Origin of the sequence: Nonomuraea sp. B19D2 (assembly GCF_040137845.1) — a bacterium.
Taxonomy (GTDB): domain Bacteria; phylum Actinomycetota; class Actinomycetes; order Streptosporangiales; family Streptosporangiaceae; genus Nonomuraea.
Window position 1 is genome coordinate 33,009 of the sequence record NZ_JBEFAK010000030.1, and the last position, 11,934, is coordinate 44,942.

Genomic DNA, 11,934 nt, shown 5'->3' on the forward strand with positions numbered 1-11,934 from the left:
TGCGCCGTCATAATGCCGTATTGAGGAGGAGAACTGAGCAATGTCGGCGCATCGGCCCCGTGGGGTCAGCATCATGGACGTCGCCCGTGCGGCAGGCGTGTCACGGCAGACCGTCTCCAACGCGATCAACGCTCCGCACAAGCTGCGCGCCGACACCCTCGAACGGGTCTCCACGCTGATCAAGGAGATGGGCTACCGTGCCGACCAATCGGCGCGTAGCCTGCGGTCCGGCACGCGCCAGGTCATCGCCTACCTCACCCCCGAGACCGACCCGGCCAACCCCAACGCCCTCATGAGCGGGTTTCTCGAGGCCATGGTGGCCGCAGCCGGCGATGCCGGTTACCGCATCCTGCTGGTGCGCCAGGGCCCCGGCCAGAGCGAGGCACAGGCGCTGGAAGACATCATCGCCGCGCGCACCGCCGACGCCTTCCTGCTCTCGGACGTGCTGGACGACGACCGGCGCGTGGACTACCTGACCGAAGCGGGCTTCCCCTTCGCCGTGTTCGGCCGTACCAGGCCCGGAGCGCCCCAGGCCTGGGTGGACGTCGACTCGGTCCAAGCGATGATCGACATGGTCGGCCTCCTGGCCTCCCACGGACACCGGCAGGTCGCGTTCCTGGGCACGTCGGCGGAACTGCCCTGGCTGCGGCACCGGGCGGCGGGGTTCCGCATCGGGAAGCGCCGCTTCGGCATGGTCGGCCTCGAGGCCTACGTCGATGGCCCGGACGAGGTGGTGGCGGTGGCGCGCGGTCTGCTGGACCGGCTGCCACGCCCCTCTGCCCTGGTCCTCGACGACGACTGGCTGGCGCCTGGCGCCTACGCCGCCGCCCAGGCGGAAGGGCTGACTGTCGGCGTCGACGTCGCGGTCACCGGCTTCAACGACATGCCCTACACCCGGCTACTCCAGCCGCCGCTGACCACCGTCCGGCTGCCGTTGCGGCGCATCGCGGACGCCCTGGTCAATCGGCTCCTTCAGACTCTCGAGGACGGAGTCCCGCCGGAAGCCGGGCTCCTGCTCGCCGGTGAGCCGGTGCTCCGCCCGAGCGTGCCTTCGGTCCGGTAGTTCCCTGTCCACGCCTGGGCCAGGCAGCCCCAGCGCGGCGGTCTCGCGCCGTCCTTCGGCTGGGCGCAGAAAGGCTCTACAGCGGACCTTTTGGTCACGTAGGGAATATGAACGTTCACAAACCTGACTCTTGTCATGAATAACGCCGTATGACATTTTACATTCCACACAGTTAAGTGGCTGGCCAAGGCATGGAGGCCTGGCCCACCAACCCCCCAAGGAGCGGTGATGCGGATCGCCACATCGTTACTTTTCGCTGCCTCGATCGCGTTGACGTCACAGAGCCTGGTCGCTGGGCTCGCGTCTCCCGCCGTCGCGGCAGCCCACACCTCCACCCCGACCCACAAGGTCGTGGACCTCGCGCCGGTACGAGACCTCGGCGGCGTACCCGACCACACGCAGCACGAGCCCTTGCCGATCGACGAGCGGCCTCCGCTACCGGCGTCGAACGACGAGGCACGCCGAGACTACGACGCCCCCGACACGCTGAAGACCGAGAAGAGGCCGTCGCTGCGTCACAAGACCGCGGCCGCCGCGGAGTGCGTGATCTCGGAATTCACCGGCAAGACCGGCGAGGCCCTGATCGCCGCGATCAAGGCAGCGGACACTGCCTGCATCAACAAGCTCTTCACGTTGACCGGTGGCGATGCGGGCGCGGCCTTCGGCGAATCGAAGATGGTCACCGTCGCCGATGCCTACCGGGCCAACGCCGCCACCTACCCGGGCGACAACAGCACCTCGACCACGCAGCTCGTCCTCTACCTCCGTGCGGGCTACTACGTGCAGTGGTATCACCCCGACGATGTCGGCCCGTACGGCGACGCGTTGAAGAACGCGATCAAACCCGCGCTCGAGGCGTTCTTCGCCAACAGCCACTCAGGTGACGTCAGTGACGCCAACGGGGAGACCCTCAGCGAGTCGATCATTCTGATCGACAGCGCCCAGCAGAACGCCAACTTCCTCCCGGTCGTGAAACGCTTTCTCAACGCGTTCGACAAGCCGTACCTCGAGCTGTGGTGGATGCGCAACGCGGTCAACTCGGTGTTCACCGTGCTGTTCCGCGGTCACCAATTGCCGGAGTTCGTCTCGGCCGTGCAGGCCGACAACAGCGTGCTCGGCACCTTGCACGCCTTCGCCGCCAAGCACCTCGACCTGCTCGGCACGGAATCCGCCTTCCTCACTGTCAACGCGGGCCGGGAGCTCGGCCGCTTCCTCCAGCACGCCTCCCTGCTGCCCAGCGTGAAGCCGCAGGTCATTTCGCTTCTGAAGCAGACCTCGATCATCGGACCGACCGCGCGCCTGTGGGTGGGCCTGGCCGAGATGGCCGACGGCTACGACAAGGCCAAGTGCGTCGATTACGGCGTCTGTGACCTGCGGAAGCGGGTGAAAGAGGCAGTGCTGCCCGTCGCCCACACCTGCGGCCCGACCCTGCGCATCGTGGGTCAGGAGATCAGCTCAGAGCAGCTCGCCGGGGCCTGCACCAGCATGCAGAACCAGGACGCCTTCTTCCACGGCCTGGTCAAGGACTCGGGCCCGGTCGCGAACGACAAGAACACCACACTCGAGGTGGTCGTCTTCGACTCCTCCACCGACTACCAGACCTACGCCGGCGTGATCTACGGGATCGACACGAACAACGGCGGCATGTACCTCGAGGGTGACCCCGTCGCAGCGGGTAACCAGCCCAGGTTCATCGCCTACGAGGCCGAGTGGACACGGCCCGCGTTCGAGATCTGGAACCTCAACCACGAGTACACCCACTACCTCGACGGCCGGTTCGACATGTTCGGCGACTTCGTCGAGGGGATGAAGACGCCGACCGTCTGGTGGGTCGAGGGAGTGGCCGAGTATGTCTCGTACTCCTACCGCAAACTCGACAACACCAACGCCGCCGCCGAGGCGGGCAAGCACACCTACCCGCTGAGCACCGTGTTCGACACGGTGTATGGGGGCGGCCAGACGCGCATCTACTCCTGGGGCTACCTCGCGGTGCGCTACATGCTCGAGAAGAATCCCGCCGAGGTGACGACCCTGCTCGGACACTACCGCAAGGGGGAGTGGGACACCGCGCGGGCCTTCCTGAAGTCCCTGAACCACAACTCCGAGTTCGACACCTGGCTCAACGAATGCGCCGCGGGCGCGTGCGGCGGTGAACAGGACCCCTCGACGCCGTGTGCCGCTCAGGACACCAGGGCCATGGGACGCGACTGCACCCGCAGCGACATTGCCGGGACCAAAGACGGCTACGCCTACTTCTACATCAGAATTCCTGAAGGGGTGAAGCAGCTCAAGATCACCGCGACCGGCGGGACCGGCAACGCCGACCTCTACTTCAACAAGAGCGCCTGGGCCACAACCCAGGCCCACCAGAGCCGATCCACCAATCCCGACAACAACGAGACCCTGACGGTAACCGACCTCGCGCCGGGCAGCGACAACTTCATCAGCCTGCACGGCGTCTCCGACTTCAGCGGCATCCGGCTCACCACCGAATACTGACACCTCCACACGGCGCCTCCCCTGGCCTGGGGAGGCGCCGTCATGCGCCACCTCCGTGATCAGAAGACCCCTCGGGACCGACCTCGGGGGAGCGGGGATGGGCTCGCGGCGGGCCTCGGCCATCACCTCGTCCCAGACGGCCACCGGATCCTTGGCGGGCAAGCTGTGGACCCCTTCGGTCAGGCGGCCGCGCCTGGGCCTGACAGCAGGTCGACGTGGCCCGCGTGCATCGCCTCGCCGCAGTCATGCGGGCAGGCTCCTGGTTCCCTGGAACAGAGTGCGGGCGTAGTGGGTGCGCGATGATCAGCGAGTCCGCCCGGTTGGGGTCCGCGCACCAGAGCGAAGCCGCCGCCCCTGGTACCTGTTTGCCTCAGGGCGCCGGCGGGACGGTGACCGGCAACCCGATCGCGGTCGGAGCGGGTTGCCGGCGACCGCAGTGCGGTCGTTCGCTCGCACCGGGCGGGGGAGTGCGCCGGGCACGGGGGTGCCGGCTGTGGTCGCGCTGCCAGCCGGCCTCCGGGTTGCGGTTTCAGAGCCCGAGGTCGGACAGACCCGGATGATCGTCGGGCCGGCGGCCCAGCGGCCAGTGGTACTTGCGCTCCTCCTCGGCGATGGGCAGGTCGTTGATGCTCGCGTGGCGCACGCGCATGAGGCCGTTGTCGTCGAACTCCCAGTTCTCGTTGCCGTAGGCGCGGTACCACTGGCCGGAGTCGTCGTGGTACTCGTAGGCGAACCGCACCGCGATGCGGTTCCCGTCGAACGCCCACAACTCCTTGATGAGGCGGTAGTCCAGTTCCCGGTTCCACTTGCGGGTCAGGAACTTCACGATCTCGTCGCGGCCGGTGACGAACTCCGCGCGGTTGCGCCAGCGCGAGTCGGGTGTGTAGGCGAGGGCGACCTTCTCGGGGTCGCGGGTGTTCCAGCCGTCTTCGGCCAGGCGGACCTTGGTGATCGCCGTTTCCCGCGTGTAAGGCGGGAACGGGGGACGCTGCTCGGACATGACGCACTCCTCTGAAAAGCCATACGAGAGCGAGAACGCTCGTTCTCACGATGTGCCACTGATACTATGAGAACGCTGGTTCTCATGCCAAAGGGGCAGAAAATTTGCACGCCGATCTGGCACGCGAGCGCATCCTGGACGCCGCCGAAGACCTCTTCTACGCCCGAGGTATCCAAGCTGTCGGCATGGACGTGATCCGCGACGCCTCGGGCGTCACGCTGCGGCGCCTCTATCAGCTGTTCCCCTCCAAGGGCGACCTCGTCGAGGCCTACCTGACCCGCAGGGACACCCGCTGGCTCCAAAGCCTTGCAACCCATGTCGACACAGCCGCGGAAACCCCGCAGGAGCGGCTGCTCGCCGTCTTCGACTGGCTGGAAGACTGGTTCGCCCAGCCCGACTTCCACGGGTGCGCCTTCGTCAACTCCTTCGGCGAGCTGGGCGGCACGTCACCCCAGGTCGCTGCCGTGGCCCGCCACCACAAGGACACCTTCCACGCCTACCTGCGGGAACTGGCAGCAGCTGCGGGAGCGGCAGCAGATACCGGCACCCAGATCGCCCTGCTGGCCGAGGGAGCCATGACCACCGCCGCTATCTCAGGCACACCTGCAGCGGCCCGCCAGGCCAAGCAGGCGGCGCAGCTTCTGCTGACGCTCGACACGCGCCATGTCAACACCGACCTTCCCCTCGCGGCGGGGAGTGACAGGCGCCTTCGCCGTGCGGGAAGGTGACGGTGCGGGACGGTCGACGGGGCCGGCCTGCTCCTGCTCCATGGTTTTGTTCGGGAGAAAGTGACCGCGCCCGGCGCGGTGCTGGAGCCGGCGATCGTCCTTCTGCAGGACCTCCCCGCGGAGGACCGGCAAGCCCTCGCCGAGCTGATCAACCGGTGCGCGCAGGAGGAAACCGACTCTGAGCCGCATCTGGCGGTTTGGCATCAGCTGGTTGCGTTGGCCAGCGTGCCAGTTGACCAGTCGCATCCGTGCGAGCCGGCGCTGCTACTTGCCCTTGGCGTCTTCGTGGCCGGCAACGCCGCTACCGCTCTGGGCACCACCTACACAGCGGTGATGACGGCCCGCGTCATCACCGCGGCAGGGGCGGGCATCATCGGCTCGACCGCGTTCAGCGTCGCCGCGGCCATCGCCCCTCCACACCGCCACGGCAGGGCCTTGGCATTCGTGATGGGCGGCCTGACCATCGCCACCGCCGTCGGCCTGCCCCTGGGCACCCTGATCGGGCGCGCCGGCTGGCGGGTGACACTGTGGGCGGTGGCCGGGCTCGGCCTGGTTGCCGGGATCGGCATCGCCGTCGGGGTGCCCCCCGTACGCTCAGCGGACGTCGCGCTCGGCGACCGGCTCGCCCCACTCAAGCAGCGCTGGGTCATCGGCGTTCTGGCCGTCTCCATGATCACCCTCGCCGGGATCCACACCCTGTACACCTACATCGGTCCCGCGCTGAGCAAGGTGACTTCGCCCGCGACCCGGCCGGGATGCAAGATGCGCGCGCCCCAAGGGGCCGTGGCGAGCTTACCCGCCTCCGGCGGCAGGCAATCCGTGCTACGCCCTGAGATGTAGCCGCACCCGTGTCTACTTCCCTGGCGGCAGCGGCAACTGCCGTCGCCTGGGTGACGACGCACCCGGATCGGCCGGGGCAGCATGCCGCCATGACGAACTCTTACCTTGCGCGGTGGCACACGATGCTGTTCACCCTCCGCGTCGTCACCGGCGTGGGCGCAATCCCCCGTTTCCCGCACAAGACGCCCGCGCGCAGATCGTCGGCGTGGCTGCGGTCAGCGACCGTGGTCCTGGCGGTGGCTGCGGGAGGGGGTGTCCTCGGCATCACCCAGCCTGGTCCGGCGGCCGCCGCACCCAGCAGCGGATCGAGCCTGGACAAGTTCCTGGGGACGTGGAACTACGACCAGCCGGACCGCAAGAGTATGAGGAACATTGCGGAACTCAGCTGTCCGGCCGCGGAGCCGGACTGTGAGAGCTTCAATCCGTTGGCGCCGCCGGGTTCAGCGTTGCAGATCCCGCAGATCGGCCGGATCGTGTTCGCCAAAGAGGCCGACGGAAAAGTCGTGGGGCGGACGGATCGCGGCTGCACCTGGCGGTTCACGGCCCAGTCGGACTCCCTCCAACTCGACCCGCCCTCCCAATCCTGCTTCAACCGCGTGATCAACTCCGGCTACACCATTACCCGCTGGTCGGTGACCGTCTCGGGCCGGCATGAGAAAGAGGCCATCGCAGGCGTGAGCCACCATCCGAGCGGCGACTACGACTTCGCGCTGGAGCACGGCGCCCGCACCAAGGTCACGACAGAGCCGTGGACCAAGGTGGCGAGGCGATTTACGGGCCAGTGGGAGTACGTCCCGGCAGACCGCTCGCGGCTGGTCAACATCGTCACGTACCGAGCGACGGGGCCGGACGGTTCAGTGCAGGTTAGCCACGGGGAGCAGCGCGGCCTCGTCGAGATGACGGTCAAGCCGGATCGTACGGTGGTCGCCCGGACGGCGGACGGGTGCCGGTGGACCCTGGCGGCGCGCGGGAACACGGCCGACCTGGACCCGCCCGGGCAGGTCTGCCGACGCCCCGGCGAGACCATCACCCTCGGCTTCTGGCAGGTGGCGAGCGACGGGAAACAGCAGGCGTCGATCATGAACGGTGCCGTACAGCGTGACGGCCTCACATCCCGCTTCGTACTCAATGTGGGGGCGCTGGCCAGGCGATGACTCGGCAGCCTCCGGCTGTGCGCGCACACGGTTCACCCTGACGGCAAGGATGACATGCTCGGCCATCAGCACCTGCAGGACTGAGGGTGCTCAGCGGCGAGCCGACGATCAGGATCCTCGAGTGGCCGAACTGCAATGGCGCGGTTTGGCGACGCTGCCGGTCAGGGTGCACCGAGCAGAATGGTGTCGCCTCATATCGTTCGAGGTCGCCGATGACGCGCGTGCGATCGTCGGCGGCACCACGCTGATCATGCCGTCGGTAGCCTCGGCGATGTCGGCACGCTCATCCAGCGATCGGCCTCGCTCGTCCACCGGATCGTGGCCGACCGTACTGCGGGATCGGCGACCGCCTGCTATGCCTCTCGGCCGGGCTGAAGGACGCGACGGCCGCTGGGGCCGATCTCGACCAAAGCCTTTCCGATGCTTATCAGGAGGTACTCCCGTGGCATATGACCCGAAGCTTCCGGCTGATCAGGGGTTGATCGACGCGCTGCACGTGGCGGGGCCGTCCGGCGAGCACGCTGAAAAGCTCATGTTGTTCGGGCAGTTCGTAGGCTCCTGGGACATCGAGTGGTCGGGGACCGGCTCGACGGCGAGCCCGTCCGGGCCAAGGGCGAGTTCCACTTCGGCTGGGTTCTCGGCGGCCGGGCCGTCCAGGACACCTGGATCATGCCGGGCCGTCACGAGCCGGCGGCGTCGACTCTCCGGGCGTTCCATCGTACGACCGTGCGTTTCTACGATCCGGATCTCGGTGCGTGGCGCTCCACGTGGATCGAACCGGTCAACGCCCGCGTCCGCCGTTTCATCGGGCGACCCGTCGACGGGGACATCATCCTGCTCAGCGACGAAGAGGATCCCTGGCTGAGGTGGCGTTTCACCGACATCACGCCCTCGTCGGCGCGCTGGCTCGGCGAAACCTCCTACGACAACGGGGCGACCTGGGTCTTCGACGAAGAGATGATCCTCACCCGCCGCTCTCGGCGACCACGTGCAAGCGGGTCGGGCGGCGACACCGCCCGCCGCCCGACCCCATTGGCGAGAGTGAGTCACCGCCGCCGTGTGGTGTCAGCTTCAGGGAGTGAAGTTGGAAGGTGGCGGTGAAGACGAAGGTAAGAGGAAGGCGAGAGTTCGGCGAAGTTCTGGGTGCCCGTTTCGGCCCGGACGTCGGCTGCTCCGCCTCCTCCTGCACGATCCGATGCCGGTGCACCCAACTGCCCAGGGTGCTGGCGTTGATCCCGAACTCGCGCGCCACCGACGCGACCGTCCGCTCGCCCCCCAGCACCATCCGGACAGCTTCTTCCTTGAACTCCGGCGAGAACTCCCTGCGACGCCTCGTCACGTACCTACCGACCCGGGGTCAACGCGTGAGGCCGGTTGGGGCCTGTTTCCGGAGGAGGCCCTGTGGACCGACGAGGAAGGGCATCATGGCAGGACGACGATGCGTCCCCTGACACGGTCGGGCCCGCGGCTCTCCTGGAGGCGATGTGCCTCGGCGGCCTCGGACAGGGGCAGCCTGGCGCCGATGCGGGTACGGAGCCCGTCCACCGCCAGCAGTCCGTTGATCGTCGTCGCGGCGGACTGGAGGTCGCTGATCGACGCGTTGCTGATGACGAATCCTCGAATGCTCATGTCCCGGAGGTAGAGCTCGCCCGCCGGCAGGGTTGGTCGCGAGCGGAGCCCGGCCATGATGATGATGCGCCCTCCTTGGGCCAGCAGAGGCAGTGTGGCCTCGATGTTGTTCTCGCCTGAGTTGTCCCAGAAGATGTCCACGCCGTCCGGGGTCGCGTCCTGGATGCGCTTCGTCGCGTGCGGGTCGCGGTAGTCGACGACGGTGTGTGCGCCGAGAGCTAGGCACCATTCGGCGTCGCGTTCGGACGCGGTGGCGACGACTCTCGCACCCGCGGCGACGGCGAGCTGGATGACGGCGCTGCCGACCCCACCGGCCGCGCCGTTGACGAGAACGGTTTCGCCGACGCGGATCCGCCCCTCGCGAAACAGCCCGATGTGGGCCGTCGCCGCGGTGTGCAGGACGCTTACGGCCGTGTCCGGGGAGACGCCCTCGGGCAGTCGGTACAGGCGCTCGACGGGAACGATCGCGTACTGGGCGAACGAACCCTGGCGTCCGCCGTGGCCGAGGCTGTTGCACCACACGGGACCTCCGGGCTGGAATCCCGAGACGCCGTCGCCGACGGCGGCCACGGTCCCGACCAGGTCACGGCCGATGATGAACGGGAAGGGGGTGTGGGTGCGATAGGCGCCGGAGCGGACGAACGTGTCGACGTGATTCACCGCCAGCGCTTCGGTGCGCACGAGCACGTCCGTCGGGCCGGGCACCGGAATCGGCAGGTCACCGACCCGGATGCCGTCCGCGGGGCCGTGGCCGGTGATGTATGCGGCCGTCATGACCGCTGGTGTGCTATCCATCACAACTCCTTTGTCCAAGACGGGCGACGGGAGCCGCCCGCATCTGAGATAACGACCTGGTGACGCTAGGTCACCCGCGGTCCGAGGGCTCGGCCGAGACCCCGTAGGTTGCCGCCCATGTCTTGGCGAGGCCGGCTTCGTCGGCGTCCCCGAAGGTGTAGGCCGGCGACAGCACGGGCAGTGCCCGCTCGACGCGAATGAGAACGGCCTCATGGGCGGGGTACGCGGGACCGTGCAGATCGAGCAGCCAGGCGCGCAGCCACTCGTATGCCGGGTGCCCTGGGGAGACCAACGTCGCGGTGCCCTTGAACCGGTAGCCGCGGCGTCGGATGAAGTCGATCGAATTGATCTCGATCCGCGGATCCCGGCGGAGGTTCTCCGCAGTGGTGGGCGATGCGATGTCCATGAAGATGAGGTGTTCGCCGTCGTAGACCCGGACCGAGCCCTTCGGGGACAGGCTTGGCGATCCGTCCGCGCAGACGGTCGCGGCGAACGAGAGTTTCGAGCTTTCGATGATCTCTCGCATGTCTTCGGTGATGATGCCCACGGGTGCTCCTTCGGGCTCAGATATCGTCAGTACAAGGTCAGTTGTTTTCGGGAACGGTCCCTGGTCCTTGCTACGGGCGAGGGCCGGCCCCACGCCGTTGAGGCGTTCCCGCGGTTTCGGGCGCCATCCGCTCACCAGGCTTGCCCCCGGCGGGGTGGGGCCAACTCTCGCCTCGAATTGGGCCAATTCTCGTTTGTGCAGTCATTCAGCGGTCGTTGTGGACCGATTCACTGAACCTGTCGGTCATTCGGATCTTCGCGCCCGGGTGGGCCAGTGGATGCCAGTATCGATCCGGTATCGGGCATCTGCGAGCCGGTAGATGTGAGGTCGGCGCCGCGGGTCTCCGGGCCGAGTGCGGCACCGCATACGATGAGCACTCCGCCGACCACGAGGAGGACCACCGGGGTGTACTTCATCGGCATGAGATCTGCCAGCGCGGTTTGGTAGAAGACGTAGAACGCGGGGACGATCACAGCCGCCGTGTAGCCCAGCCCGTAGCCACTGGACCGGACGCTGACGTGGAAGCGCTCGATGATGTAGGTCGTGACCACTCCAAAGGTGGAAACGACGACGATGACGAGCGCCACGGTGACCAGCATGATCATGGCGTAGCTGCTCGCGGTTCTCGAGACGATGAGCGTGTACAGGGCTGGCGCGGCTGTCGCGGTCAGCAGTCCCGTGATGATGAAGAAGGGACGGCGACCGATGCGTTGGCTCAACAATCCGGCGCCGAGGTAGGCGACGGCGAGCAGCGCATAGGCCACGACCAGCAGCATCGTCACCCGCACGTCACTCAGTCCAGCTGACCTCTTCAACTCACCCGGCAGCACAGCACCGATCATGTTGAAGGCGAGCCAGAGTCCGCTCATGAGGGTGAACACCTGAAGGAATCCGCGTAGGTTGCCTTTGCGGAACAACTCCAGCACCGGCGGGGTAGACGACTTCGGAGCTTCCCGCCAGACGTCCGACTCATGGACGTTGCGCGAATACCAGGCGACGAGCCCAAGAGCGAGCAACCCGCCGACGATGAACGGGATCCGCCATCCCCACAGCACGTATGGCGAGTCCAAGCCGTGCGCCGGCACGATCTTCAGCAGCCCGAATGTGAACAACGCGATCGTGCAGTAGGCCAGCGGAAAGCCAGTCATGATCACCGCGCCGAACAGGCCGCGCTGCGAGCCGGGGCTTTGCTCCAATGCCAGTGGTGTCGCGGCAGTGTACTGTCCGCCAAGGAAGATCCCGTCGATGAAGCGGAGGAATATCAGGGCGAGGGTGCCCACGAGGCCGATGGTCTGATAGCCGGGGAGACATGCGATCGCGAGCGTGGCGACACCGAAGCCGGTCAAAGCGATCATCGACGCACGGCGGCGCCCGGTCCTGTCACTGATGTGACCGAAGATCACGGCACCGAGCGGGCGGCCCAGCAGTGTGGCGGAGAAGACCAGGGCAGTGATGATCTGTCGTGTCGAGTCCGAGGCACCCTCCGGCTCGAAGTACGCCGCTGCCGGTGCCAGTACGATGATGGGCAGGTAGACATCGAACATGTCCACCCACAGCCCGGCCCACGCCCCGAACAAGGCCTTGCGCCCTTGGCGTGATGTCTTGCCGTCGTGTTTCGCGGTGATATCCGTCATCGAATTCGTTCCTTCCTTTTTTGGGGGGCGACTGGTGGACGGCAT

General features: G+C 67.2%; 10 protein-coding genes and 1 pseudogene. 6 read left to right on the forward strand and 5 right to left on the reverse strand.

The genetic code is table 11. The annotated features are described in order from the left end of the window. Window positions 1-73 precede the first annotated feature (73 nt). Together ABN273_RS39585 and ABN273_RS39590 are read left to right on the forward strand one after the other, a co-directional pair. Window positions 74-1,063, forward strand: coding sequence for a LacI family DNA-binding transcriptional regulator (locus tag ABN273_RS39585; RefSeq protein WP_349454410.1), 990 nt, complete (start codon window positions 74-76; stop codon window positions 1,061-1,063). Window positions 1,064-1,291: 228 nt separating this feature from the next. Further along, window positions 1,292-3,562, forward strand: a complete 2,271-nt coding sequence (locus ABN273_RS39590) for a M9 family metallopeptidase (RefSeq protein ID WP_349454412.1) — start codon at window positions 1,292-1,294, stop codon at window positions 3,560-3,562. Window positions 3,563-4,091: 529 nt separating this feature from the next. Here the strand turns inward: ABN273_RS39590 and ABN273_RS39595 are convergent. Then, entirely contained in the window at window positions 4,092-4,562 is a 471-nt protein-coding gene (locus ABN273_RS39595) for a nuclear transport factor 2 family protein (RefSeq protein ID WP_349454413.1), read from the reverse strand. A gap of 104 nt (window positions 4,563-4,666) precedes the next feature. Between ABN273_RS39595 and ABN273_RS39600 the strand changes: the two genes are divergently transcribed. From ABN273_RS39600 to ABN273_RS39615, 4 genes are all read left to right on the forward strand, one after another. After that, window positions 4,667-5,290, forward strand: coding sequence for a TetR/AcrR family transcriptional regulator (locus tag ABN273_RS39600; protein WP_349454414.1), 624 nt, complete (start codon window positions 4,667-4,669; stop codon window positions 5,288-5,290). A 60-nt stretch (window positions 5,291-5,350) separates the two neighbouring features. Then, the gene (locus ABN273_RS39605) at window positions 5,351-6,130 is read left to right on the forward strand and encodes an MFS transporter (protein WP_349454415.1); all 780 of its coding nucleotides are present in this window, start codon (window positions 5,351-5,353) and stop codon (window positions 6,128-6,130) included. Between the two features lie 89 nt (window positions 6,131-6,219). Beyond that, complete coding sequence (locus tag ABN273_RS39610; RefSeq protein WP_349454416.1) at window positions 6,220-7,284, forward strand: hypothetical protein; 1,065 nt, start codon at window positions 6,220-6,222, stop codon at window positions 7,282-7,284. A gap of 570 nt (window positions 7,285-7,854) precedes the next feature. Beyond that, window positions 7,855-8,385 carry a hypothetical protein gene (locus ABN273_RS39615; protein WP_349454418.1) on the forward strand — a complete coding sequence of 177 codons (531 nt, stop codon included), beginning with the start codon at window positions 7,855-7,857 and terminating at the stop codon, window positions 8,383-8,385. Between the two features lie 76 nt (window positions 8,386-8,461). Here the strand turns inward: ABN273_RS39615 and ABN273_RS59835 are convergent. The 4 genes and pseudogenes from ABN273_RS59835 to ABN273_RS39630 all read right to left on the reverse strand — a co-directional run. Further along, a pseudogene (locus tag ABN273_RS59835) lies at window positions 8,462-8,623 on the reverse strand (transposase); the annotation flags it as partial. 83 nt (window positions 8,624-8,706) lie between these two features. Then, a complete protein-coding gene (locus ABN273_RS39620) occupies window positions 8,707-9,708 on the reverse strand; it encodes an NADPH:quinone reductase (protein ID WP_349454419.1) in 1,002 nt (333 codons plus the stop codon). A 70-nt stretch (window positions 9,709-9,778) separates the two neighbouring features. Next, window positions 9,779-10,255, reverse strand: a complete 477-nt coding sequence (locus ABN273_RS39625) for a pyridoxamine 5'-phosphate oxidase family protein (RefSeq protein WP_349454421.1) — start codon at window positions 10,253-10,255, stop codon at window positions 9,779-9,781. A 227-nt stretch (window positions 10,256-10,482) separates the two neighbouring features. Further along, window positions 10,483-11,889, reverse strand: coding sequence for an MFS transporter (locus ABN273_RS39630; RefSeq protein ID WP_349454423.1), 1,407 nt, complete (start codon window positions 11,887-11,889; stop codon window positions 10,483-10,485). Between the last annotated feature and the right edge of the window lie 45 nt (window positions 11,890-11,934).